Raw genomic sequence first — 25,061 nt, 5'->3', positions numbered from 1 at the left:
TCTACCTTCAGATCACGGTTTAGACCATATTTGATATTGTTACCATCTTTGGTCACCGTCAGATTTTCTTCGCCTGCAACTGTACCGATATCAACTGTATCGCCCGTTCTGATTGCACCTGCATTGGCACCATTACTTTGTAGGTTCCAACCTTTGTCTAATTCTGTGATTGCATCACCGACATTACGAACGGTTTCTCCATTGACGGTATAGCTTGGTGCAGTCACGGTGCCATCAGGGTTTACAGTTGAACCACCACCTAAAGCATCCGATACACTTTTCGCTGTACCTGCCAACTGGCTACCATTAATCGCTTCATCCGAGGTTGTACTGACTTCGCCCGCAGTTACACCACTGATCTTGCCTGTGTTGCCATCAATGTTCACACCATTAGCACCACCAACAGTCACATTGTTAAAGTCAACATTATCTGCCGTTGCCACGTTATAGATGTCTTGTCCATCTGCTCCCGTGGTTTTAGAAACAGTAATGTTCTTGCCTTGAGTCACTTCAGTTTTGGCTGCAGCAGCAGCTTTGTCTAACTGACCTTTATTCACTGCATCACTTGGTGCTGTGCCATCTGCAACATTACTGATTGTATTTCCTGCTGCATTAATACCTGACTTGGTGATACTTGGGCCATTGCTAATGGTCACACCATTGTCATTGATTAAGGTATCGCCTGCACGAACGCTGTCTACCTTCAGATCACGGTTTAGACCATATTTGATATTGTTACCATCTTTGGTCACCGTCAGATTTTCTTCGCCTGCAACTGTACCGATATCAACCGTGTCACCTGCTTTGATTGGTGCTCCGTTAGCGCCATTACTTTGCAGATTCCAGCCTTTGTCCAGTTCTGAAATCGCTGCGCCAACATTGGTGACATTATTGCCATTTACCGTATAGCTTGGTGCGGTTATCGAACCGTCTGAATTAACCACCGAGTTACCGCCTAAATGATTTGCGGTTGACTCAGCAAGATTTCCTAATGCTTGTTGGCTTGAATAAAGTTGTGAACCGTTAATTGCATCGGTACTGGTTTCGTTGACACGACCTGCCGCAACATTGGTAATTTGGCGTTCGTTGCCTTCACTGCCCACACTCACCACACTGCTTGGACTGGTACCCGCATAGTTATAAATAATGTCTCCAACTGTACCATTCGATGTTGGATTGGCTGCGGAAGTGACTGAGCCAGAACCTAACGCCACATCATTTGCATTAGTCGCCACAGCATTAGACCCCAATGCAATACCACGTTCTGCTTGTGCATTAGCTGTATCGCCCAAGGCAATAGCACCAGTTGCTGATGCTTTAGAAATATTCCCGATGGCAACTGAACCTTGGCCAATCGCTTCGTTAGTATTACCAATCGCAACCGCACCACTTGCCATAGTTGACGCTGCTGTATCCCCAGCGGCAGTATTGTCCTTACCTAAGGCAACCGCACCACTACCGCTGGCTCGGTTTGGGTCACCGATGGCAACTGCACCATCACCTTTTGCGATTTGATCACGTCCAATCGCTACTGCCCCACCTGTGGCTGTTTCTGAGTTGGCCGTGGTCCCATCTGAACCAATTGCTACATTTTTTCCAGTCGCACCCGTAGTAACACCATTACCCATGGCAATGTTGTCACCTTCCGATCCCTCCGCTGTAGCTGCATTAAGACCAATCGCAATGTCATTATCACTTTGTGCTTTGGCATCCGTTCCGATTGCCGTTGCATCGGCTGCTGTCGACTGTGCGCCTTGCCCAATTGCAGTCGCACTCAAAGCATTCGCTAGTGAACGGTGACCAACCGCAGTTGCACCATCTGCTGTAGCGCGTGCAGACAAATCTTTGGTATTACCAGAGCCAATTGCGGTAGAGTCATTGCCTGATGCAGTCGCATTTACCCCCATTGCTAAAGAGCCATGACCCAATGCTTGTGAAACGGCACCAAAAGCAACAGCACCTAGACCTGCGGCGTTAGCCTGTACCCCAAAAGCAGAAGATGCTGTCCCTGTCGCCTTAGAGGTTAAACCATAAGCCGATGAAAAATTCCCCGTTGCAACAGCTTGTACCCCAACCGAAGTCGCCCCCTGTTGAGCTTCAGTAGATGGATACACACCTGACCGTAAAGTGCCACCTGTGACTTGAGTATATTCAGCACTCAGTGTTGGGTCTTCAGCCAATCGATTAACGTCATCACCACCGATAGCAATAGAGGAGTCGCCAACTGCACGAGTATTGGCACCCAAAGCAATGGCTTGATCGCCACTTGCTTGAGCAAGCTTACCTATCGCAATACTTTGATTATTTTTTGTGTTGGTGGATGCTGTTGATGCATCAGCACCTATTGCAATGGCCTCTTTGTTGGCTGCACTTGCACTACTACCCAATGCAATTGAATCTAACCCTCCAGCATTTGGTGCTGTTGTAATATCATTATTTGCCTCACCCTTACCACTACCAATGGCAATACCACGTATACCTGTCGTATTGGCAGAGTTACCTAAAGCAATCCCTCCTGTGGCACTTGCTGCCACAGTTGCAGTATTCCCTTGTGCAATAGAAAAATCTGCAAGCGCATTGGTTCCACGCCCCATTGCAATTGCAGTGTTACCACGAGCGATGTTGTTCACTCCAATAACTGTATTAGAGTTACCTACAGAAGCATCATTTCCAACCCCTAGTGCTGTGTTGTAACCATCTCCTGCAGTACGGTTACCTTGACCAATCGCAATATTATGTAGGCCAGTACCATTAATGGTGTTGGAGTTTCCTAAAGCAGTACCACCGCCTGGATTTGATATTTTATTATTTTGACCAACAGCCGTTCCTTTACTCAAAACTTGTGTTTCACCTGTTGGATAATTATTGTTCCCTGTTCCCCTACGATTCGCCAACTGTTGTGCACGTGTAGAGACCGTACCCGTTACTTCACTGCCGGCACCAATGGCTACAGATTCAAGTGTGCTTGCATTGGTTCTTGTTCCGACTGCAACAGCATCTTCATTGGCTCGTGCAGATGTCGCAGGATCATAATTTCGGACACCAGAAGCACTACCAATCGCTACACCTTGCTTTCCATCTACAGTAGCTGAAAAACCTAAAGCGATCCCCCCTGTCGCACCTTTATTGACGGTTGCCACGTTACCTTGGGCAATCGAATAATCTGCATCGGCATAACTTTGACGACCAAAAGCAATTGAAGTTTGCCCAGTCACTCGGTTGGCAACACCAATTGCAATGCTATTAGTACCAATACCCGTTCCATCAGGTGTCCCCGCAGGGTCATCAACGACCTGATTCCCCACACCCATTAAGGTATTATAACCACCTGATCCAACGGTACTATTCCCTTGTCCCATTAAGACATTGGTAAAACCTGCTGTGGTGTTGGAATTGTTGGCATTCCCTACGATAGTCGCGCCACCAGCCCCTCGAATCGTATTTTGTCGGCCAACAGCAGTTGCTGTACTATCCACTCCACCTGAAGCACCTGTAGATACACCACTGCCATAAGCAACAACCCCAGTCCCTCGGCGATTGGTCATATTTTGCCCTCTAGAGGGATCAGTGCCAGCGATATCATTACCACAACCAACAGCCGTGCCATTTCCTCCACTAACAGAAGCTTGTCCTGCCGTACCACACTGTGCAGTCGTTGGAGAAATCGCCATACTAGAACCTGTATCTGCTACTCCACCACCTGTATTTGTAGCAGCAAAAGCCCCTGTGCTAAAAAACACAGAACTGAGTGCTATCGCAATTAAGCTCGGTCTAAGCAGAACCTGTTGATATTGAGAGTTAGATAATGAAACTGCTGTTTTAATTGAGGTATTTGCAGCGACATTTCGTTTTTTTGTTACGCCACGGGCGTTTTCTGAAACCACGGTCCATATATTTAGGCTTTTGTTCCAGACCAAGCGATAGATTTTATTCATAAATAGGTACTTTTATGTAGTTCATACCCGCACGAATATAAAAAAATAATACCTACAAACAATTAACAATCATGCTACATTTTTAACAATTACATCACATTTTTGGTAATTTTAATGAATTATTCCTCAAATGCATAATTAAGCACATATTCAACAAAAATAATAAACATAATGGGACTTTTTAAGAATAAATCACAACTGTATATTTAGGCTCAGGTATAAGTGTGTCATCTCGACATTCAAAACCTTTTTATTTCTATGCTATGAAAAAACAAATACTTAACATCCATAACGATTATTTAAAATTAATTGTGGATACCGCAACAACATTTGGTGTCCCAAAAGCTGAAGTCATTCGCTATTGCCAGATCCCGTTATCGTTACTGACTGATAATAATAACCATGAACGTATAAGTTTTGACCAATGGACAGATATTATTATTCGACTATTAGAACTTTTACCCGACAAAGCGGTCGGTTATCAGTTTGGCTTAAACTGTAAACTCACCTCGCATGGTGCACTCGGTTTTGTCATTATTACCAATAGCTCGATTGGTAAAGTACTGGTAGATTTACAGAAATATTATAGTATGCGTATCCATAAAATGGATTTGTCGGTACTTAGTAAAAATAATAAAATTATCATTCGCTTTAATCCACTTTATCAACTTCCTGTTCATTTAAATGAAAGTAAGAAAAATACTGTAAATAAATTTTTTATTGAAAGTGCTTTAATTGATATTGTGAATAACCTACAAATGGTCACCAACTTTAATTTAACTGGTGTCAATATTCATGTGACTTGGGATAAAGAGGCTTATCATTCACTTTATGAAAAACGCTTACCCAATTTTCATTTTAATCAAGACTACAATCAGATTACTTTTGATCAAAAATGCTTAGACCTCCCCCTGACCTTTAGTTCGAATAGTGCCTACCAACTTGCAATGGAAATGGTGAATAAGGAATACCTTTTCTATCAAGATCAGGATAATAAAATTATTTTAAAAGTGAACCAGCAATTAAAATTTACTCCAGGTTTAGGTTTTCCAAGCCTGACCGATGTTGCAGGTAAATTAAAGTTATCAGAAAGAACCTTAAAAAGAGAGTTATCTCTTGCCAACACAACCTTTTCTGCTCTGCTGCAATCAAAGAAGTTCGAACTTGCCAAAAAGCTGATTGACTCGAATCGTAATATTCAAGAAATTTCTGATTTACTCGGTTATAGCCATATCAGTGCCTTTTCTAGAGCATTTTTAAGTTGGACAGGAAAAAAACCGAGTGATTATATTCGGGAACAACGAGTTTCAATTAAAAATTTTTATATACAGCAATCTAAGAAGTTATATAAAGAATAAGGTATGTTGAATATTGATTAAATTAACATTCAACACCATTAACCACAAAATTATACATAATATGCATTTTTTATCTAAACTATTCCATTATTTAAAAAAGGAAGATACATTATAAAAACTCAATTTCATCCTCAGTTGTTTTGCCCTGAATGAGACAACTGAGGCTTTTTATTCAAAGAGTAAATTAATAATGAATTGCATTATTCATTATTAAATAAAATTCGCTATTTTAGATAGCACCCAGTTTACCCTCAGTTGCCGATACCCCGAATTAGGCAACTGGGGCTTTTTAATTTTAACTCGATCTATTTATTATTTATTCGCCTTATAGATTTTGTTGATTCACACGTTTTGATAACGCTTCTGCAGACTCTTTTCGTTCAGAATAGCGATCGGTTAGATAAAGACTTTGCCCACGCGTAAGCAAGGTAAATTTATAGAGCTCTTCCATCACATCTACGATACGATCGTAATAAGAAGATGCTTTCATGCGTCCATCTTCTTCAAACTCTAAAAAAGCCTTCGGAATTGAAGACTGGTTTGGGATGGTAATCATCCGCATCCAACGTCCTAAAATACGCATTTGATTAACACTATTAAAAGACTGTGAACCGCCACTCACTTGCATAATTGCCAAGGTTTTCCCCTGTGTCGCACGAATTGCGCCACCAGCCAAAGGAATCCAGTCAATTTGCGATTTAAAAATTGAACTCATGGAACCATGACGTTCAGGCGAACACCACACCATGCCTTCTGACCATGCTAACAACTCATGCAATTCTTTTACTTTGGGATGCTCACTATCTGCATCCTCTGGTAAAGGCAGCCCTTTGGGATGAAATATTTTTACTTCTGCACCAAATGCCTCCAAAATTCGACCCGCTTCCATCACCGCTAAACGGCTATAGGAACGCTCACGATTCGAACCATATAACAATAAAATACGGGGTGCATGATCCAGCGCTTTAGCTTGAACTTTTTCCAATGTAGGTTGATCAAGAAGATTTACATCAATATTTGGGAGCGTCATTACAATTACACCGATTTAAAAATATTTCTTTTTTAGCCACAAAGACACACTGACCAGCGCAATCAATACAGGGACTTCAACCAATGGCCCAATTACCGTGGTAAATGCGACTGGTGAAGCCAAACCAAAAGTGGCAATCGCAACCGCCAATGCCAACTCAAAATTATTACCTGCTGCGGTAAATGAAATGGCTGTCGTTTTGGCATAGCCATTGCCTATCCACTTACTCATAAAGAAACTGATAAAGAACATGAGTACAAAGTAAATGGTCAATGGAATCGCAATACGAAGTACATCTAAAGGCAAGCTCACAACCTCACCGCCTTTCAAGCTAAACATCGCCACAATGGTAAACAGTAAAGCCAACAAGCTGAGCGGGCTGATCTTGGGCAAAAACACATGCTGATACCAGTCTAAACCTTTGGCGCGTACCAAGATCAAACGAGTCAGAAACCCAAGCAAAAATGGAATACCCAGATACACCAAGACAGCATGGGTAATGGTCCAAAAATCAATATGGATCACTTGCCCTGCAATACCAAAGTACGGCGGTAAAAACGTGAGGAATAACCAAGCATAAGTACTAAAGAATAGAATCTGGAAGATACTATTGAAGGCAACCAAGGCCGCGACATATTGATTATCACCACAAGCCAAACCATTCCAGACCAGCACCATCGCAATACAACGGGCCAAACCAATCAGAATCAGTCCTGTCATATATTCTGGATAGTTATGCAAAAAAATAATGGCTAATGCAAACATCAGAACAGGCGCAATAATCCAGTTCTGCACCAAGGATAAAGTTAAGGTTTTCTTATCTTTAAACACTTGTGGCAAGGTCTCATAATCCACTTTGGCTAAGGGTGGATACATCATCAAAATCAAACCGATTGCGATCGGGAGATTGACTGAATCGACACTCATTTGGTTTAAGCTGACTGAGGCTTGTGGCATAAAAATACCAATGGCAATGCCTACAGCCATGGCGATAAAAATCCAGAGCGTTAGGTTACGATCTAAAAAGGACAGTGTTTTCATGGCATTTTAATCACAACAATTTTTGGGTGCTAAGCTGTGCAGGTCTGGAAATAGGGTCACAGCTTGCATCTCCAAAACCGATAAAATCTCATGCCCCCAAGCTGGTAGTTGTGGATTGATACGGTAATACACCCATTGCCCCTGACGGCGATCTTGCAACAAACCCGAAGCACGTAATAACGCCAAATGACGCGAAATTTTCGGTTGGCTTAATTGTAGTTTTTCAGTCAGATCACAGACGCACAACTCCTGATGCTGGGCTACCAACATCACGATATTTAACCTTGTTTCATCTGATAAGCATTTAAAAAAATCAACAGCTTGCATTTCTCGATCCCCTTTCAATCTGTAATCTCGCGGCACCTATTTACTGAATTCGCTGACCATGTTCATCAATCACCTGTTCGCCATCTTCTTTGCGAAATGCGCCTTTTTGAGGGAATGGTAAAATGTCGAGTACAAGTTCCGATGGTCGACAAAGACGTGTGCCCAACGTGCTAACCACAAAGGGACGATTAATCAGAATGGGATGTTCAAGCATAAACTCGATCAGTTGAGCATCACTCCAATCTTCACGATCAAGTGCCAACGCACGATAAGGCTCAACATTTTGGCGAATTGCATCTCTGACAGTTAATTGTGCATCCCGAATCAATCCAACCAACTCATCATGGCTTGGTGGAGTAATAAGGTATTCAATCACGGTTGGTTCTACCCCAGTATTTCGAATTAAAGCCAATGTATTGCGGGAAGTACCACACGCGGGGTTGTGATAAATGATGATGTCTGACATGACGTGCTAATCTGATAAATTGAATGAAACCAATATATATGTTTTACCATATATATGTAAATCCATATATTAAAGCAAAATGAAGATACCTAAAAATATATGATTAAAGTCATATGAATAAGATTTTATAAATTTTCAATGATTACTGTTTGGCGAAGAGCGCTTTAGATTGATAACGGATGAAAACGCATCCTAAAATGAGCTAAATCGTTCTAACTCATCAATCAGTTGCTTCTTTAGTTCATCATCATAAAGGTTGAATTTTAAGGTTTGGGTATAATTATCAACAAAGATCAGACGACTAAATTCACTGTTGACCAAACCTTTAGCAACTAAGAAGGCCTGATAAGCCGAAAGTAACACATTCAAACGATGATTCAGCGGTTTTTGGTCTCGTATTGTGGGCACTTTATTCTGCATATAAACAACTCCTCAATTTTCTAAGTCCCGCCCCTTTATTTAAAATAATCTAAAGTTCTATGGATAAGTCGTTCTCAATTTTTGTTATTGCAGTTTTTATTATATAAATCACGATAATGTTTTTAGATGACACTTTTATGACAGCTCTAACTTTCAGCAAAAATCAATGAACATCAGCTAGATAAGTTTTCCTGTATAGACTATGCTGCTTAAGCCACTTAAAAGCGATATCTCACAATGAACGATACATGTCTTTTAACAGAATTAGATCTCATCATTAATTATTATGTGACGAGAAATGGCTATCGGCCGACCCGAATTATTTTAGGTTATAAGACCTATGGCACACTAATGCAGGATCAGCGTTTTGCCGATGAGGTCATAAACTCAGCCCTTGATCCCAATAAGCGTAAATATAAGAAACTGAAAATTAAAGTCACCAAGGATGATCACCAACTTGAGTTAGAATAATCTAAATCACCCAGCGTCAGTATCATTTTCCTATCGGCACCAAAGTATAGAAATTCCGAATCAAATAGTAGAAAATTGACAGCTATGAATATTTTAAATGTAGTCACGACATGATTATCAAAGCGTCTCAAGATGACCATCTTACTTTATTAAATATATGGGAAAAATCAGTCCGAGCGACCCATGATTTTTTACCAGAAACCATGATTGCTGAATTAAAACCGTTAATTTTGAATGAATATTTCCATCATGTTCAGCTAAATAAATATGTGATTGATCAACAGATTGTAGGATTTCTAGGTACCAGTGATGACAATATTGAAATGTTGTTTATTCTGCCTGAGTATCGAAGATCAGGGATTGGTAAAGCCTTACTCGATTTTGCAGTCAAACAACTTCAAATCTATAAAGTCGATGTGAATGAGCAAAATCTGCAAGCGGTTAACTTCTATCAGAAAATGGGATTCCATACTGTGAGTCGTTCCGAACTCGATGGTCAAGGTAACCCCTATCCGCTTTTACATCTACAAATTACAGCTTGAACGAACTTGAGCTAAGCTGAGTCTTGCTCAAAAATAAATACTTGCTCAATCCTCAGACCAAATGCATGTGCAATTTTAAAGGCTAATGACAGACTGGGATCATAGCGACCCTTTTCTATGGCATTAATAGTTTGCCTTGACACGCTCACATAATCCCCCAAGTCGCTTTGTGACCAACCTTTGTGCTTTCTTAAATCGGGTAAATTATTCTTCATCTATATTTCCAAGTTCCAACCGCTGTAGCAATAGACCAAAGCATTGCCATCATCGGCCAAATGATAAACATGGTTAATTTTGGAAATCCAACATTTTCTAAAAATCCATAGCTAAAGCTAATGAGAGCAGTGCCAACAAAAGCAAGACCCAAGGCTTGCAATTGTATCTTTTGCTGCAACTCATCAAAACGTTTGAATTGCTTAATAATGATCAATGCAATCATCAGTGCAGGCAATATTGGCATTAATGAAACAACAATTTTAAGCCATTGTATCTCAATAAAATTTAATGCCTTTAATGATCCCACCAAAACCACGATATATAGTGCAATTGCAGCAATCAACTCAAATAAATTCCGATAGTTTTTCATAACCCACCATGTAAAGTAAACTTTACATTAATATATGAGTTCAACTCTTCAATGTAAAGCTTACTTTACATATTTTTCATTCTTAAACAGAAAACTGGTCATCTGGTTCTCGTCGAATTGATCATTTTGAAAGACAAGTTAAGCAAATGAGTCACTGAGCAAATTTACTTTTTCTTCTAATATGCGCCTACTGAATAGTAACCTTCGAGCTTTAGGTTCACATGACTCAATCGCCAAAAGTTAAACGCAGTTTTCTCAAAACACAAACCGCGCAAAAAATGCTGAATAGCCCTGCGAGCCGTCAAGCACGCAAGATCCTCTCTAATGCGCGAGATCGTATTTTACGTGGACAACAGCTTGCGCTCTCAGGCAAAACACCTTTTGATATTGTGTACCAGCGTGAAATCATCAGCCTACGTCACTACACAGCTGCGACTGACAGCACGGTCAAGCATCGTATTCCATTGGTGATCGTGCCACCCTTGGCAGCCAATATGCTGATCTACGATTTGTTCCCAAATCGCAGCTTAGTCCGTTATTTTCTAGCCCAAGGTTTTGATGTTTATCTGATTGACTGGGGCACGCCGAGTCTACGTCAAGCCAAATATAATCTTGGCACTTACGTTAAAACTTTTATGCCAGACTTTATCGAAAAGATTCGAGAGCATAGTGGTCAACAACAGCTGTCACTGTTTGGTTGGAGTTTGGGTGGGGCGTTATCGCTTTGCTATACAGCCTTATCACAAGATAAAAATATTCAGAACCTGATGATTTTAGCCTCACCGATTAACACGCATAAATCAGGTTATATGGGCAAGTTTTATCAGCGTCTCACCGTTCCTGCACAGTGGATTCGCAGTAATACCAAATTCCGTATTCATCAAGTACCTAGTCGTGTCTTTCATATTCATGGCTGGCAAAATACCTTGGGGTTTAAACTCACCGATCCGATTGGAAACTTTAAAAACTATTGGGAGTTGTTAAAGAACCTCGATGATCGCCAATTTGTGATTAACCATGCCACCTCAAGCTCTTTTGTGGACAATATGCTGGCTTATCCTGGTGGTGTCATGCGCGATATTATTTTGCGTTTCTGGATTGATAATGAGTTATCGACAGGTTCTGTTCAATTTGGTGAGCAAAGCGCGAATCTAAAAGACATTGATTGTTCAGTACTGGCAATTGGCGGCAGCAGCGACATTATCGTCACCGCGGAAGCAGTACGCCCACTCATGGATTTAATCAGCAGCAGCGACAAGCTATTTGAAATTGTACCGGGTGGCCATATGGGTCTGGTCTCAGGCAGTCAAGCACCACAGTTGGTCTGGCCTGTGGTCACACAATGGTTAGCACCACGTTCTGATTAAGCGAGTTCATTCTAAAAACAAAAAGCTGCCATCATCGGCAGCTTTTTTAATATCGATCTCGCTTAATCATGCAAAATGCTGATAACGATGCAATACCAAACCTTCAACATTGACAGGTGTACCTAATAAATAACCCTGTAACTGGTTACAGCCGAGACTGGTCAAAATATCTGCTTGCTGTTGAGTCTCTACCCCTTCTGCAGTGACAATTAAACCTAATTTTGCAGCCAAATGGATAATGCTTTCCAGAATCGCTTCTTCTTTTGAATTTGGCTTGAGATCAATTAAGAAGCCTCGATCAATTTTGAGTTCATCGACAGGTAAATCTTTTAAATATAAGAAGCTTGAATATCCAGTACCAAAGTCATCAATCGCAATGCGGATGCCAAGCTTACGCAAACGCTCCAAAGTACGAATACTGGAATCAATATGATGCATAGCCGTGGATTCAGTAATTTCAAGAATGAGATGATGCGGTTGGATTTGGTATTGTTCTAATAATTGTTCGAGGACACTAAATAGCTTTTTATTTTCGAATTGTAATGCAGAGAGATTAACAGCAATTGGATAAAACGGACTATTACTTCGTTCCCATTTCTGGATTTGCTGACAGGCTTGTTCCAGTGCCCAATACCCCATTGGAATGATCAAACCCGTTTTCTCTGCCCCTTCAATAAACATTTGCGGGGTCAGCAGTCCCAGTGTTGGATGCTTCCAGCGAATCAGGGCTTCAACACCACAGACTTCATAATTGCATGTAAATTTAGGTTGATAGAACAGTACAAATTGTTGCTCATCGACGGCTTTGTACAGATCATTGATCAATTTAGACTGACTACGTACATCTTGCTGATCTGACATTGTATGGAACATGGTATAGGTATTACGGCCCTGATCTTTTGAGATCAGCATGGCAACATCAGCATTAATCAGTAAGTCTTGAACATTCGTGCCATGTTCAGGGTACATGGCAATCCCGACACTGGCAGAAATGTTAATATCTTTTGCCGCAATCAAATAGGTTTCTTGGATGCAATGCAAGATATCTTCTGAAAGCTGCATTGCTTCATTGAAATCGGTATCTTCCGAAATTAAAACAAACTCATCACCACCAATACGAAACAGCTTATGATTATCACCAAGCTTAGTGTATAAACGGTTTGCCATCTGAATCAGTAGTTGATCACCAATATGATGCCCAAAAGCATCATTCACGGATTTAAAACGGTCTAAGTCAATATATAAAAATGCTGCTTTCTGGCCATTTAAGCGATGATGATTAAACACCACTTCGGCATGTTCAGTCAGGTATAAACGATTCGGTAGCTTTGTAAGCGCATCATGTAAGGACTGAGTAGCAAGCTCTTTGTTGATGAGTGTAAGTTGCTCATTGCGTTCTTCTAACCGTGCTTCGAGTACGGCAACCGCAAAGCCTGCAACTAACACCAGACTGGTAATAAAGATAATCGTGAATAATAAGACGCTTTGTTCTGTCTGCTCAGAAGTCAGGATTTGCGCTAGGCTTTCATCAAAATAAGTCGCAGCCATACCCGTATAGTGCATGCCAACAATACTTAGCGCCATTAATATGGCAACCACTGCTTTGAGTAAAGTACGATAGGTAACTGCGGTTTTATATTTAAAAATGAAAAAGAAACTTAAGCCTGAACCACTGATTGCAATCAATACAGAACACAACACCAGTAAAGGATCATAATGCATGGCATGATTTTCAATGCTCAACGCGGCCATACCGGTATAGTGCATCCCCGATATACCGAGTCCCATAAATACAGCACCAAGGATTAAGCGTGGTATCGGCAAAGTCGGTCTTGAGGTCAGCCAAACAGCAAAAATGGAAGCAGCTGCGCCAATCAAATAAGAAAGTACAGTTAAATTAACATCAAAGTGATAGCCTTCCGGCAAATGGCTAGCCAGCATTCCCACAAAGTGCATTGACCATATCGCTAACCCCAAGATTAGCCCGCTCGCAATCAAAATGCTTTTTTCAAACTTTTTATAAGCACCTTTAAAAACGAGTTCTTCCATCGAAACTGCAGCGTAACATGTCGCGACTGCAACCAAAATGGAAACGATGACCAATGTGCTATCGTAATCAACGTGAACCATAAAGGACTTCCATGATTATTCAGTACTTTTTTTTATATGATGAGCAAAATGCCCGAAATCCGAACGACGTTTTACACCCAAAGAAGCCATGAATATGGTATTCATAAACTTTCCTTAACAATAACATCATCTAGCATAAGGTCAAGTCTTTTTCACTTTATAAATCAATAGAATAAAAGCACATTTTCATTTCAAACCAATGAAAAATCTTGTTTTTTTATTACATTTTTTTTACCAAAAGACTCATTTTATTTTGCTAAATCATTTTAATTTTTAAGTTATTTCAATTTGTTTGTTTTTAATCGTGCAGATACCCCAAAGCATGCAACACTTTTTAGTTTAAATCAGCGCTGCAAATGAGTAGCAACATGATCAAAACATAAACAATATAAGCTTATTTTTCAAGCTACATTGTTATAACTCTGTTATCACAGCCCATAAAAAAGCCCCTGTACAAACAAGGGCTTTTAAAGATTAAACTAAAACTTAGTTCTTCTCTTTATCTACGATTTTGTTCGCTTGAATCCAAGGCATCATCGCACGTAACTTGTTACCCGTTACTTCGATACCATGCGCTGCGTTTTGACGACGACGAGCAGTCATTGATGGATAGTTCAACGCACCTTCTTGGATGAACATCTTCGCGTATTCACCAGATTGGATACGTTTCAATGCATTACGCATTGCTTCACGAGACTGTTCGTTGATTACTTCAGTACCAGTCACATATTCACCGTACTCAGCATTGTTAGAAACTGAGTAGTTCATGTCTGCGATACCGCCTTCGAACATCAAGTCAACGATTAACTTAAGTTCATGTAAGCATTCGAAGTAAGCCATTTCTGGTGCATAACCAGCTTCAACCAAAGTTTCGAAGCCCATTTTAACCAATTCAACCGCACCACCACAAAGAACTGCTTGCTCACCGAATAAGTCAGTTTCAGTTTCTTCACGGAAAGAAGTTTCGATGATACCCGTACGACCACCACCTACGCCTGAAGCATAAGAAAGTGCAACGTTACGCGCATTACCAGAAGCATCTTGATGGATCGCGATTAAGTCAGGAACACCTGAACCACGTTGGTATTCAGAACGTACTGTGTGACCAGGTGCTTTCGGCGCAACCATGATTACGTCTAAGTCTTTACGTGGAACAACTTGGTTATAAAGAATAGAGAAACCATGAGCAAATGCTAAAGTTGCACCTTCTTTGATGTTTGGTTCAATCACGTCACGATAAAGTTGAGATTGGAACTCATCTGGCGTCAAAATCATGACTAAGTCAGCTTGAGCAACAGCAGCTGGAACTTCAGAAACTTTAAGACCTGAATTTTCAGCTTTTTTCCAAGAAGTAGAACCAGCACGTAAACCAACAGTTACGTCTACGCCAGAATCTTTCAAGTTAAGTGCATGTGCATGGCCTTGTGAACCATAACCAATGATTGCAACTTTCTTGCCTTGGATGATTGATAAGTCACAGTCTTTATCGTAAAAAATTTGCATCTGTTTTCTCCATGAAAACTTTAAAATATGTTGGGTATTTCCCCCTCACCCTAACCCTCTCCCCAAGGAGAGGGAACTCCTTCTCCCTCTGGGAGAAGGTTGGGATGAGGGTTTTTAAAAACTTAAATTGTTAAAACTTTTTCGCCACGCGCGATGCCTGATACACCAGAGCGTACAACTTCAAGAATGGTATTTTCTGCAAGCGCATCAATAAAACCATCAATCTTGTCCGTTGTACCAGCAATCTGAATGGTATAGGTCGTTGGTGTTACATCAACGATTTGGGCACGGAAGATGTCAGCTGTACGTTTAATTTCCGCACGTGCTGCACCCAAGGCTTTCACTTTGATCAACATCAATTCACGTTCAATGTGTGAACCTTCTGACAAATCAACCACTTTTACCACTTCAACCAATTTATTCAGTTGCTTGGTGATTTGTTCAATTTTGTGATCATCGCCATATGTCGTTAATGTTAAACGAGATAAGGTTTCATCTTCGGTTGGCGCAACATTCAGTGTCTCAATGTTGTAATTACGTTGAGAAAACAATCCCACCAAACGAGAAAGCGCACCAGCTTCGTTTTCAACGAGTACAGAAATAATATGTCTCATTATGTACGCTCCCCTTTGCCTAACCACATATCCTTCATGGACTGGCCTGCAATCAACATTGGATAAACATGTTCTGTGCGATCAACCATGACATTAATGAATACACATTTATCATTAATTGCCATCGCTTCAGCTAATTTAGCGTCGAGCTCATCCGCATGGTTAATCTGAATACCAACATGACCATACGCTTCCATTAACTTGGCAAAGTCAGGTAATGAATCTACATAAGAACTTGAATGACGTCCTTCGTAGTTCATATCTTGCCACTGCTTCACCATACCTAAGGCTTGGTTGTTTAAGCAGAGAATTTTTACATTCAAGCCATATTGCTTACATGTCGATAATTCTTGGATACACATCTGAATCGATGCTTCACCAGTAATACAAACCACTTGCTGATCTGGGAATGCTAACTTCGCAGCCATTGCATATGGCAAGCCAACACCCATGGTGCCTAAGCCACCAGAGTTGATCCACTGACGTGGACGTTTGTATTTGTAGTAGTTCGCACCAAACATCTGATGCTGACCAACGTCTGAAGTAATGATGGCTTCACCATTGGTCACACGATCTAATGCCTCAACCACTTGCTGAGGTTTCATTACACCATTTTGACCTGCTTCATAACGTAAGCCGTGTACTTTGCGCCACTCATTAATCTGAGACCACCATGCTGCAATTGCTTCAGGGTTTGGCTTAGATACATTCATTTGTTTCAATTGAGCCAACATTTCTTGAAGTACAGGTTCTACCGCACCCACAATTGGGATATGCGCCATAATCGTCTTCGAAATGGTTGCTGGATCAACATCAATATGAATCACTTTGGCATTGAGACAGAATTTTGCAGGGTTATTGGTTACGCGGTCATCGAAACGCGCACCAATGGCCAAAATCACATCTGCATTATGCATTGCCATGTTGGCTTCATAGGTACCATGCATCCCTAACATTCCCACGAATTGTGGATCGTTACCAGGGAAAGCACCTAAACCCATTAAGGTATTAGTGACTGGATAACCTAATAAATGTGCAAGTTCTGTCAATAAGCCAGATGCATTACCTTGAACAACACCACCGCCCGTATAAATCATTGGGCGTTTAGCCGTAATCAACTCATCAATCGCTTTACGAATTTGACCTGAGTGACCACGTGAAGGTGGTTGATATGAACGCATCTTCACTTTTTCTGGATATTCGTAGGCAAATTTTTCTGCAGGGTTGGTCGCATCTTTCGGAATATCAACAACGACTGGACCCGGACGGCCAGACGAAGCGATATAGAATGCTTTCTTAATAATTGCAGGAATTTCACTCGCGTGACGCACTTGGAAACTGTGTTTTACGATTGGACGAGAAATACCAACCATATCGGTTTCTTGGAACGCATCCTCTCCAATAAGATGGCTTGCAACCTGACCAGACAAAATCACCATTGGGATTGAGTCCATGTAGGCTGTTGCAATTGGAGTGACGGTATTGGTAGCGCCTGGTCCAGAAGTGACCAGTACCACACCTGTTTTACCTGTTACGCGTGAGTATGCATCTGCCATGTGACCAGCAGCTTGCTCATGACGCACGAGGTAATGGTTAATTTTGTCTTGTTGAAATAGCGCATCATAAATATGTAATACAGCGCCGCCTGGATACCCAAAAACATGCTCTACGCCTTCGTCCGCAAGCGCACGAACGAGCATTTCACCACCAGATAAAAGTTCCAACGTGATTCACCCTAGTATTTTGCACAATTTATGGGAGACATAAATTGTGTTCATTCATTAACTTTTGCACTTCTTATAAGTGTGCGTATTCTACTCGTTTTTGCTGCAATAGGAAAAATTTTCTGAGACTCATCAGCCGTATAAACTTGATGACATCTCGAATCAAAATGTGCTGGGATAAGCATATTTCAAAAAATCATTCTCTCGGCTAGAAAGAATGTCCATTGCAAGCCATGACATTTATTCGAAGGGTGATCAAATAAACACATATAAAACTTGAGAAAGCATTCTTGTTTCTTTCATAAGCAATGTCAAGAACAAAGAAAAGGATTTTAACGAATATTTTTTAGCTGCCGTTTTTTTAAACACATTTCACAGAATAATTTGGTCTTGTTAAACGCCCATTTATCAAAAAACTATTTTCTTTTTGCTTTAAAATAGGCATTGTAAACTGCTTATTTAGACACTTTGATCGAATATATTCAGCATTCTCTTGGGGAGATCAAATATGAAGACATCTTATTTAAAAACAATCTTATATACAATTTCAGCCGCTACTTTATTGCTTTGTTCTAGCCAAAACTATGCGCAACAATATTACAAATGGGTCGATGCCAATGGTTCTACTCATTACACCACTACGCCGCCGCCCAAAGGTGCAAAGCGTTTGGACAAAGTTTCAACGTATGGCAATAGCCATCAAAGCACCAATCCAACGAATCAACAAAGCCATCAAGCGAATCCTGAAGTCACACCGAATGTAACACAGCAAACACCGCCGACAGCGCCATCTACTCCAGCGAACTCAGTAAAACCACAAAGCCCTGCACCAGCAACATCAGAACGCTAAATAGCGATCTAAACCTGCAAGGTCATCTTCAACACGGCGGCCTTGCAGATAAAATCCCGATCTAAAAACTGACATTTCCTACAATTTTGCGCTATGCTGTGCAGCAATCTTAACTTTACTTTTTTGTTGTATCGCATATCCCTATGACGACTTCTCACATTGACTCCGAATATCAAGCAAGTGCCATTGAGCCTCAAGTTCAACAAGACTGGGACAATCGCAAAGTTTTTAAAGTTGCAGACACTGTAGAGGGCAAACATCGCTATATCCTGTCGATGTTCCCGTACCCAAGTGGCAAACTGCACATGGGGCATGTGCGTAACTACACCATTGGTGACGTGATCAGCCGTTTCCATCGTTTAAAAGGCGAAACAGTATTACAACCAATGGGTTGGGATGCATTTGGTTTGCCGGCTGAAAATGCAGCGATTGCACACCAAGTTGCACCAGCAAAATGGACTTTTGAAAACATTGCCTACATGCGTGACCAATTAAAAAAATTGGGTCTGTCTGTCGACTGGGATCGTGAATTTGCGACCTGTACACCAGAGTACTACCACTGGGAACAATGGTTATTCGTACAACTTTATAAGAAAGGCTTGATCTATCGTAAGCTATCAACCGTGAACTGGGACCCAGTAGACCAGACCGTGTTAGCCAACGAGCAAGTTGAAAATGGTCGTGGTTGGCGTTCAGGTGCATTGGTTGAAAAACGCGATATTCCAATGTACTACTTCCGCATTACCGACTATGCACAAGAATTATTAGACGATTTAGATACGTTAAAAGATGGCTGGCCACAACAGGTCTTGACCATGCAACGTAACTGGATTGGTCGTTCAACGGGAATGGAAATTACCTTCCCTTCTGCGAATCCAGCAATCTATGCAGATGGCCTAACCGTTTATACCACGCGCGCGGATACCTTGATGGGTGTGACTTATGTTGCTGTTGCAGCAGAACACCCAATGGCGCTGAAAGCGGCTGAAAACAATCCTGAACTTGCAGCATTTATTGAAGAATGCCGTATGGGTTCAGTTGCCGAAGCGGATTTAGCCACGGCTGAAAAGAAAGGTATGGCAACAGGTTTATCTGTTAAGCATCCAGTGACTGGCGCTGAACTTCCTGTCTGGATTGCCAACTATGTATTGATGTCATACGGTTCAGGCGCTGTAATGGCGGTTCCTGCACATGATGAGCGTGATTTTGAATTTGCCAATAAATTCAACTTGCCAATCAAACAAGTGATCGATGCCCAAGGTGCTGATGATGCAGCGTATTCTGCAACTGAATGGCAAGAATGGTATGGCTCGAAAGATGGCAAATTGGTTAATTCGGGCGAGTTTGATGGTTTAGCATTCCAAGCTGCTTTTGATGCCTTCCTTGCAAAATTAGAACCACAAGCTTTAGCAAATTCTAAGGTTCAATTCCGTTTACGTGACTGGGGTGTTTCTCGTCAACGTTACTGGGGTTGCCCAATTCCAATGATCAACTGTAACAGCTGTGGTCAAGTCACTGTTCCAGAAGATCAATTACCTGTGGTATTACCGACCGATGTGGTTCCAGATGGTTCTGGTAACCCATTGAACAAGATGCCTGAATTCTACGAAACCAAATGCCCAAGCTGTGGTGGCGATGCTCGTCGTGAAACCGATACCTTGGACACCTTTGTAGAATCCTCTTGGTACTATGCACGTTATGCATCTCCAGACTTTACTGGCGGTATGGTAAAACCTGAAGCAGCACAAAGCTGGCTTCCTGTGAACCAATATATCGGTGGTGTTGAACATGCAATCTTGCACTTACTTTATGCACGTTTCTTCCATAAATTGATGCGTGATGAAGGTGTGGTACAAGGTAATGAACCATTTACCAACTTGCTCACTCAAGGCATGGTGTTGGCAGATACCTTCTACCGTGAAGCAGAAAACGGCAAGAAAACTTGGTTCAACCCTGCTGACATCGAATTAGAACGTGACGAAAAAGGTCGTATCCTGTCTGCGAAATATTCAGGTGATGGTCAGGAAGTTGTGATTGGCGGACAAGAAAAAATGTCTAAGTCAAAAAACAACGGTATCGACCCACAAGCGATTATTGATCAATACGGCGCAGATACTGCTCGTGTCTTCATGATGTTCGCTGCACCACCAGATCAATCACTAGAATGGTCTGATGCAGGTGTTGAAGGAGCTAACCGCTTCTTGAAACGTGTATGGCGTTTGGCTGCAGGCTTCTTGGAAAAAGGCAATCAAGCAACAGCGATCGATACTGCAAACTTATCAAAAGATGCGCAAGATTTACGTCGTAAAACCCATGAAACCATCCAAAAAGTGGGTGATGACATCGAACGTCGTCATGCGTTCAACACGGCAATTGCCGCATTGATGGAATTACTCAATGCCAGCAATAAGTTCGAAGCAAAAGATGACAATGATGTAGCTGTTGCACGTGAAGCAATCACCACATTGCTCACCTTACTTGCACCATTTGCACCACATTTGAGTCAAACTTTGTTAACTCAGTTTGGTTTGGAATTAACGACGATCGAATTCCCGCAAGTGGATGAGTCAGCGTTAACCCGTAATACACAAACGATTGTTGTACAAGTGAATGGTAAACTTCGTGGTAAGTTAGACGTCGCAGTCGATATCTCAAAAGATGATTTATTGGCATTGGCAAAAGCCTTACCAGAAGTGCAACAATTCTTGACTGGCCCTACCAAGAAAGAAATTGTGGTACCAAATAAACTTGTTAACTTAGTAGTTTAATAATCCTTTCTAACCTCTCTTAAAAAAGAGAGGTTTCCCCCTTCTATAAGAAAAAGGGATTAGAAGAGATTTCATTCGAGGAATAAATATGCACTTAGCGCAACGTGCAGCTGCTATCGTACTCACTTTAGGCCTAAGTGCAGGCTTAGTCGGCTGTGGCTTTCATCTAAAGGGAAGTAATCCAACAGCAGCGCCACTGGTCTATAACAAACTCACGCTCGCCATGCCTGCGAGTACAAGCGAACTTGAAAATAAGCTTAGTATTTATCTCAGCGCGACCGGTGTTCAACTGAGTAATGCCAATGATGCTTATGTACTTCGTATATTGGATTACACCCCTCGCCGCCAATTACTGAATGGTAAATTGACAGAAGTGTTGTTACGTTTAACAGTGACCTTCCAGATTGAAGACCGCCAAGGCAAAAAAATTACCGAACCCCGTACCTTAACCGCTTCTCGTACCTATCAATACGACGTGGCAACGGTCAACACTGATAACCAACAAGAAGCTTATCTAAACCGTATTGTGATTGATGATGTGGCGCAGCAAATTACGCGTCAAATCGCAGCCAATCGTTTACCTAAAGCTCAACCTTAATTTGTCATTATGAAACTAGATTATGTTCAAGCGTTAAAACGTGTTGATGAGGCTCGCGGTGCATGGATTATGCACGGACAAGAGCCTTTGCTTGAACAGAATCTGCTCGACACTTTTCGTAAAAGCTGGCAACAACAAGACGTTGAACGCCAACGTTATGACATTAGTAGTGTCAATGACTGGAAAAATGTTTTTAACGCGCTCAACAGTTTGTCGCTATTTTCGCAACAACTTGCAATTGAAGTACATGGCAATATCAAACCCGATGCCAACGGCTTAAAACTACTTAAGAGTTATATTCAACATAATGAACATAACCTCTTACTGATTGTTTTACCGAAGCAAGACAGCAGCAGTTTAAAATCAGCTTTTTTCCAAGTGGTCGAAGCCAATGGTGTTGTGGTTGCGCTGACGGCGACCTACCCACAAGATCGACAACGCATCTTAAGCATCGAAGCCGAAAAACTGGGGATTCAACTGAATCATGATGCTTGGCAATGGTTGATGCAGCATCATGAACATAACTTGTTGGCTGCTAAAAACAGTTTAATGCGGGTTGCGGATACTTTCCCCGATATCCAACAGATTCAGATTGAACAATTGTATTCCTGCTTACAGGACCAATCGCGTTATACAACTTATGATTTAAGTGATGCCTTGCTTGCTGGAAACTTGGCGCAGTCAGTCAAGATTTACCAATATCTAATCGCTGCGGGTGAGCCTGATAGTCTGATTTTATGGACCCTAAGCAAAGAAATGCGCTTACTGATGCAGCTATTTGAACAGCCACATAATGCGATTCAACTTGGGATCTGGAAAACCAAAGTATCACAATATCAACAAGCTCTACGTCGTTTAAATCCGCGACAATTCCTAACTTGGTCTGATTTATTGTTGCGTATTGATGCTGCGATCAAAGGTATGTCCAAAGAAAATCCAGAACAGCTGATGCTACAAGCCTTAGCTGAACTGTGTGGTACTACACTGTTTGCTCAACCTGCTTAGAGCATTCATCTTCATCACATAATAAAAATAATGGATCAACGCATGTCATTCCATTTAAGCCCCGACCAAATCAAGCAGATCAAAAATCTATTCCAACAAGCCGACAGCCTGATCATCAGTGCAGGTGCTGGTATGGGCGTCGATTCGGGTTTACCTGACTTTCGAGGTAATCAGGGCATGTGGCAAGCCTATCCCGAGCTAGGTAAACAACGCATCGATTTCACCGAAATTGCCAATCCAGCCGCGTTTAAACGGCATCCACATTTGGCTTGGGGATTTTACGGGCATCGCTTGGCACTGTATCGTCAGACCACACCCCATTCAGGCTTTCTACAACTGAAGCAACTGGCAGAAATATTAGAACTCCCTACTTTTGTATTTACCTCGAATGTCGATGGCCAATTTCAAAAAGCGGGATTTAATCCTGATCACATTTATGAATGTCATGGTTCGATTCATCATCTGCAATGTCTGGACGCGTGTACACAGACCATTTGGTCCGCAGATGAATTAAGACCAGAAATCAATCATCAAGACTGTCAATTGCGAGGAGAGTTACCACAATGTCCGCACTGTGGCGGTCTGGCACGACCGAATATCTTAATGTTCAATGATATGCGTTGGTTAAGCCACCAACATGATCTGCAGGCAAAACGCTTAAAAGCTTTTCTAAAAGATTATCAGCGCCCTGTGGTGATAGAAATGGGCGCTGGTACAGCCATTCCAACCGTACGTTATTTTAGTGAGCAATTTGCGCCAGGTCTGATTCGAATTAACCTACGTGAATATACGCTCCCTACATCAGGTGGCATCGCCCTTGCAACAACTGCCGAACAAGGTGTGCGTAGTATTTATCAGATTTTTATAGAATAACTTATCGGCAAAAAAGCAAATAATTCTCATTCTAGATTAAAAATATTCACGCTTTATCCTTATTTCACTTTTATACTAAGTCCAGTTTTTCACTTTTGACCTGCTGCCATGCCAAAAACAAACGCAAAAAAAATCCAACCGCGTAAAATCATTATGATCGCTATCGGGGTGCTGATCATTGCAGCGCTCGGATGGATGTTCTTCAAACCTAAAGCTCAAGCACCACAATATATTAGCGCTGAAGTCTCTCGCGGCGATATCGAAGATTCGGTATTGGCAACTGGGGTACTGGAAGCCACCAAAATGGTAAGTGTCGGTGCGCAGGTATCGGGTCAGGTGAAAAAAATGTATGTGCAATTGGGTGACCAAGTCAAACAAGGTCAGTTGATTGCGCAAATTGACTCGATTCGCCAAGAGAACGAACTCAAAACAGCCGATGCCAGTATTAAAAATCAACAAGCGCAGTTGGCAGTACAGCAAGCCAATTTAGCCAAGGTTGAAGCGGAATATAAACGCCAACAAGCCATGTATAGCCAAGATGCCACTTCGCGTGCTGAACTCGAAAGTGCGTTGGCAAACTTTAAAACAGCTCAGGCACAAATTACCTCGATTAATGCACAAATCGAGCAATCTCGCCTAACCTTGGCTACGGCAAAAGAAAATTTAGGTTATACCCGTATCGTGGCACCGATGGATGGCACCATTGTGGCGATTGTGACGGAAGAAGGTCAAACCGTAAACGCCAACCAAACTGCACCGACCATCGTGAAATTAGCAAAACTCGATACCATGACCATCAAGGCACAGATTTCTGAAGCCGATGTCATGAAAGTTGAACAAGGTCAAACCGTGTATTTCACCACTTTAGGCAATAGCGATAAAAAACATTACGCTAAATTGCGCCAAGTGGAACCTGCACCAAATTCGATTAATACCGAAACCAGCAGTAGCAGCAGTTCATCAACGTCGAATGCTGCGGTGTACTACAACGCTTTATTTGATGTACCGAATGAAGACGGCAAACTTCGTATTGATATGACCGCACAGGTTTATATTGTGTTGGCAGAAGCAAAAAATGCACTGACTGTGCCTGCGGCAGCCATCCAAACTCAACGTGGTAACCGTGCTAAGGGTGGTCAAGCCAATGGTGCTTCATCAGCTGATCAAGCGAAAAAACCGGATGCTGACAAGACACAACGTCCAAAACGCCTAGAGCTCAGTGAAGAAGAAAAAGCGCTGATTGCTCAAGGTAAAGCATCAACAGGTATGGTTCGTGTCTTACAAGCTGATGGTACGGCTCAGCCGCAACCAGTATTGATTGGCCTGAATAACCGTGTCACCGCACAAGTGCTTAAAGGTTTAAAACAAGGTGATCAAGTGGTGATTGCAGATGCCTCAGACAGTTCAAATGAAGCAGCCAAACGTAGCAATCAACGTGCAATGAGAATGTAAT

The 25,061-nt window shown here is 41.7% G+C and carries 22 protein-coding genes; 10 read left to right on the top strand and 12 right to left on the bottom strand.

Annotated elements, in window-relative coordinates; all coding sequences use genetic code 11:
* Positions 1 to 3,935 (bottom strand): ESPR-type extended signal peptide-containing protein (locus F902_RS20800; protein ID WP_005206849.1); only part of this gene is annotated, 3,935 nt, incomplete at its 3' end.
* 263 nt (positions 3,936 to 4,198) lie between these two features.
* Here F902_RS20800 and F902_RS20795 point away from each other — a divergent pair.
* Entirely contained in the window at positions 4,199 to 5,293 is a 1,095-nt protein-coding gene (locus F902_RS20795) for an AraC family transcriptional regulator (RefSeq protein WP_017402343.1), read from the top strand.
* A 325-nt stretch (positions 5,294 to 5,618) separates the two neighbouring features.
* Here F902_RS20795 and arsH read toward each other — a convergent pair whose 3' ends face one another.
* The 5 genes from arsH to F902_RS20770 form a co-directional block, all read right to left on the bottom strand.
* Positions 5,619 to 6,323, bottom strand: coding sequence for an arsenical resistance protein ArsH (gene arsH / locus F902_RS20790; RefSeq protein ID WP_005206845.1), 705 nt, complete (start codon positions 6,321 to 6,323; stop codon positions 5,619 to 5,621).
* Between the two features lie 15 nt (positions 6,324 to 6,338).
* On the bottom strand, positions 6,339 to 7,364 hold the full coding sequence (gene arsB, locus F902_RS20785) for an ACR3 family arsenite efflux transporter (protein WP_005206843.1): 1,026 nt from the start codon (positions 7,362 to 7,364) through the stop codon (positions 6,339 to 6,341).
* A 6-nt stretch (positions 7,365 to 7,370) separates the two neighbouring features.
* The gene (locus F902_RS20780; protein WP_005206842.1) at positions 7,371 to 7,691 is read right to left on the bottom strand and encodes a metalloregulator ArsR/SmtB family transcription factor; all 321 of its coding nucleotides are present in this window, start codon (positions 7,689 to 7,691) and stop codon (positions 7,371 to 7,373) included.
* A 40-nt stretch (positions 7,692 to 7,731) separates the two neighbouring features.
* Positions 7,732 to 8,157 carry an arsenate reductase (glutaredoxin) gene (arsC, locus tag F902_RS20775; protein WP_005206840.1) on the bottom strand — a complete coding sequence of 142 codons (426 nt, stop codon included), beginning with the start codon at positions 8,155 to 8,157 and terminating at the stop codon, positions 7,732 to 7,734.
* Positions 8,158 to 8,349: 192 nt separating this feature from the next.
* Entirely contained in the window at positions 8,350 to 8,577 is a 228-nt protein-coding gene (locus F902_RS20770) for a hypothetical protein (protein WP_005206838.1), read from the bottom strand.
* A 237-nt stretch (positions 8,578 to 8,814) separates the two neighbouring features.
* Between F902_RS20770 and F902_RS22820 the strand changes: the two genes are divergently transcribed.
* Positions 8,815 to 9,048: a hypothetical protein gene (locus F902_RS22820; protein WP_004804338.1), complete on the top strand. Its 234-nt coding sequence runs from the start codon at positions 8,815 to 8,817 to the stop codon at positions 9,046 to 9,048.
* A gap of 110 nt (positions 9,049 to 9,158) precedes the next feature.
* Positions 9,159 to 9,590, top strand: coding sequence for a GNAT family N-acetyltransferase (locus F902_RS20760; protein WP_005206836.1), 432 nt, complete (start codon positions 9,159 to 9,161; stop codon positions 9,588 to 9,590).
* A gap of 11 nt (positions 9,591 to 9,601) precedes the next feature.
* Here F902_RS20760 and F902_RS20755 read toward each other — a convergent pair whose 3' ends face one another.
* Both F902_RS20755 and F902_RS20750 read right to left on the bottom strand, forming a co-directional pair.
* Positions 9,602 to 9,805, bottom strand: a complete 204-nt coding sequence (locus F902_RS20755; protein ID WP_005206827.1) for a helix-turn-helix transcriptional regulator — start codon at positions 9,803 to 9,805, stop codon at positions 9,602 to 9,604.
* Positions 9,802 to 10,176, bottom strand: coding sequence for a hypothetical protein (locus F902_RS20750; RefSeq protein WP_005184912.1), 375 nt, complete (start codon positions 10,174 to 10,176; stop codon positions 9,802 to 9,804). Before F902_RS20750 ends, F902_RS20755 begins: the two co-directional genes overlap by 4 nt.
* 221 nt (positions 10,177 to 10,397) lie before the next feature.
* Here F902_RS20750 and F902_RS20745 point away from each other — a divergent pair, with 221 nt between their 5' ends.
* Positions 10,398 to 11,543: an alpha/beta fold hydrolase gene (locus F902_RS20745; RefSeq protein WP_005206825.1), complete on the top strand. Its 1,146-nt coding sequence runs from the start codon at positions 10,398 to 10,400 to the stop codon at positions 11,541 to 11,543.
* Between the two features lie 66 nt (positions 11,544 to 11,609).
* Here F902_RS20745 and F902_RS20740 read toward each other — a convergent pair whose 3' ends face one another.
* The 4 genes from F902_RS20740 to F902_RS20725 all read right to left on the bottom strand — a co-directional run bounded on the left by F902_RS20740 (position 11,610) and on the right by F902_RS20725 (position 17,514).
* Positions 11,610 to 13,673: a putative bifunctional diguanylate cyclase/phosphodiesterase gene (locus F902_RS20740; protein WP_005206824.1), complete on the bottom strand. Its 2,064-nt coding sequence runs from the start codon at positions 13,671 to 13,673 to the stop codon at positions 11,610 to 11,612.
* Positions 13,674 to 14,159: 486 nt separating this feature from the next.
* The gene (gene ilvC, locus F902_RS20735) at positions 14,160 to 15,176 is read right to left on the bottom strand and encodes a ketol-acid reductoisomerase (protein WP_004655853.1); all 1,017 of its coding nucleotides are present in this window, start codon (positions 15,174 to 15,176) and stop codon (positions 14,160 to 14,162) included.
* A gap of 122 nt (positions 15,177 to 15,298) precedes the next feature.
* Positions 15,299 to 15,790, bottom strand: a complete 492-nt coding sequence (gene ilvN, locus F902_RS20730; protein WP_004804329.1) for an acetolactate synthase small subunit — start codon at positions 15,788 to 15,790, stop codon at positions 15,299 to 15,301.
* Entirely contained in the window at positions 15,790 to 17,514 is a 1,725-nt protein-coding gene (locus tag F902_RS20725; RefSeq protein WP_005206822.1) for an acetolactate synthase 3 large subunit, read from the bottom strand. The genes ilvN and F902_RS20725 overlap by 1 nt, the downstream gene beginning before the upstream one ends.
* A 508-nt stretch (positions 17,515 to 18,022) precedes the next feature.
* Between F902_RS20725 and F902_RS20720 the strand changes: the two genes are divergently transcribed.
* From F902_RS20720 to F902_RS20695, 6 genes are all read left to right on the top strand, one after another.
* Positions 18,023 to 18,364 (top strand): DUF4124 domain-containing protein, encoded by a 342-nt coding sequence (locus F902_RS20720; protein WP_005206820.1) that lies wholly within the window; start codon positions 18,023 to 18,025, stop codon positions 18,362 to 18,364.
* A gap of 143 nt (positions 18,365 to 18,507) precedes the next feature.
* Entirely contained in the window at positions 18,508 to 21,132 is a 2,625-nt protein-coding gene (leuS, locus tag F902_RS20715) for a leucine--tRNA ligase (protein WP_005206817.1), read from the top strand.
* An 88-nt stretch (positions 21,133 to 21,220) separates the two neighbouring features.
* A complete protein-coding gene (locus F902_RS20710; protein WP_004804322.1) occupies positions 21,221 to 21,730 on the top strand; it encodes an LPS-assembly lipoprotein LptE in 510 nt (169 codons plus the stop codon).
* A gap of 9 nt (positions 21,731 to 21,739) precedes the next feature.
* Positions 21,740 to 22,735 carry a DNA polymerase III subunit delta gene (holA, locus tag F902_RS20705; RefSeq protein WP_005206815.1) on the top strand — a complete coding sequence of 332 codons (996 nt, stop codon included), beginning with the start codon at positions 21,740 to 21,742 and terminating at the stop codon, positions 22,733 to 22,735.
* Between the two features lie 42 nt (positions 22,736 to 22,777).
* Positions 22,778 to 23,608 (top strand): SIR2 family NAD-dependent protein deacylase, encoded by an 831-nt coding sequence (locus F902_RS20700; protein ID WP_005206814.1) that lies wholly within the window; start codon positions 22,778 to 22,780, stop codon positions 23,606 to 23,608.
* A gap of 108 nt (positions 23,609 to 23,716) precedes the next feature.
* On the top strand, positions 23,717 to 25,060 hold the full coding sequence (locus F902_RS20695; protein ID WP_005206813.1) for a MacA family efflux pump subunit: 1,344 nt from the start codon (positions 23,717 to 23,719) through the stop codon (positions 25,058 to 25,060).
* The last annotated feature ends 1 nt before the right edge of the window (position 25,061 follow it).

Origin of the sequence: Acinetobacter higginsii (genome assembly GCF_000369525.1) — a bacterium.
Classification (GTDB): domain Bacteria; phylum Pseudomonadota; class Gammaproteobacteria; order Pseudomonadales; family Moraxellaceae; genus Acinetobacter; species Acinetobacter higginsii.
Note: the sequence above shows the minus strand (reverse complement) of the source record. Positions and strands in the feature narration are given on the sequence as shown.

Bases quoted from the DNA above. Each gene is read 5' to 3' on its own strand.
- F902_RS20795 (WP_017402343.1), top strand. From the start codon at position 4,199: ATGAAAAAACAAATACTTAACATCCATAACGATTATTTAAAATTAATT.
- arsH (WP_005206845.1), bottom strand. From the start codon at position 6,323: ATGACGCTCCCAAATATTGATGTAAATCTTCTTGATCAACCTACATTG.
- arsB (WP_005206843.1), bottom strand. From the start codon at position 7,364: ATGAAAACACTGTCCTTTTTAGATCGTAACCTAACGCTCTGGATTTTT.
- F902_RS20780 (WP_005206842.1), bottom strand. From the start codon at position 7,691: ATGCAAGCTGTTGATTTTTTTAAATGCTTATCAGATGAAACAAGGTTA.
- arsC (WP_005206840.1), bottom strand. From the start codon at position 8,157: ATGTCAGACATCATCATTTATCACAACCCCGCGTGTGGTACTTCCCGC.
- F902_RS20770 (WP_005206838.1), bottom strand. From the start codon at position 8,577: ATGCAGAATAAAGTGCCCACAATACGAGACCAAAAACCGCTGAATCAT.
- F902_RS22820 (WP_004804338.1), top strand. From the start codon at position 8,815: ATGAACGATACATGTCTTTTAACAGAATTAGATCTCATCATTAATTAT.
- F902_RS20760 (WP_005206836.1), top strand. From the start codon at position 9,159: ATGATTATCAAAGCGTCTCAAGATGACCATCTTACTTTATTAAATATA.
- F902_RS20755 (WP_005206827.1), bottom strand. From the start codon at position 9,805: ATGAAGAATAATTTACCCGATTTAAGAAAGCACAAAGGTTGGTCACAA.
- F902_RS20750 (WP_005184912.1), bottom strand. From the start codon at position 10,176: ATGAAAAACTATCGGAATTTATTTGAGTTGATTGCTGCAATTGCACTA.
- F902_RS20745 (WP_005206825.1), top strand. From the start codon at position 10,398: ATGACTCAATCGCCAAAAGTTAAACGCAGTTTTCTCAAAACACAAACC.
- F902_RS20740 (WP_005206824.1), bottom strand. From the start codon at position 13,673: ATGGTTCACGTTGATTACGATAGCACATTGGTCATCGTTTCCATTTTG.
- ilvC (WP_004655853.1), bottom strand. From the start codon at position 15,176: ATGCAAATTTTTTACGATAAAGACTGTGACTTATCAATCATCCAAGGC.
- ilvN (WP_004804329.1), bottom strand. From the start codon at position 15,790: ATGAGACATATTATTTCTGTACTCGTTGAAAACGAAGCTGGTGCGCTT.
- F902_RS20720 (WP_005206820.1), top strand. From the start codon at position 18,023: ATGAAGACATCTTATTTAAAAACAATCTTATATACAATTTCAGCCGCT.
- leuS (WP_005206817.1), top strand. From the start codon at position 18,508: ATGACGACTTCTCACATTGACTCCGAATATCAAGCAAGTGCCATTGAG.
- F902_RS20710 (WP_004804322.1), top strand. From the start codon at position 21,221: ATGCACTTAGCGCAACGTGCAGCTGCTATCGTACTCACTTTAGGCCTA.
- holA (WP_005206815.1), top strand. From the start codon at position 21,740: ATGAAACTAGATTATGTTCAAGCGTTAAAACGTGTTGATGAGGCTCGC.
- F902_RS20700 (WP_005206814.1), top strand. From the start codon at position 22,778: ATGTCATTCCATTTAAGCCCCGACCAAATCAAGCAGATCAAAAATCTA.
- F902_RS20695 (WP_005206813.1), top strand. From the start codon at position 23,717: ATGCCAAAAACAAACGCAAAAAAAATCCAACCGCGTAAAATCATTATG.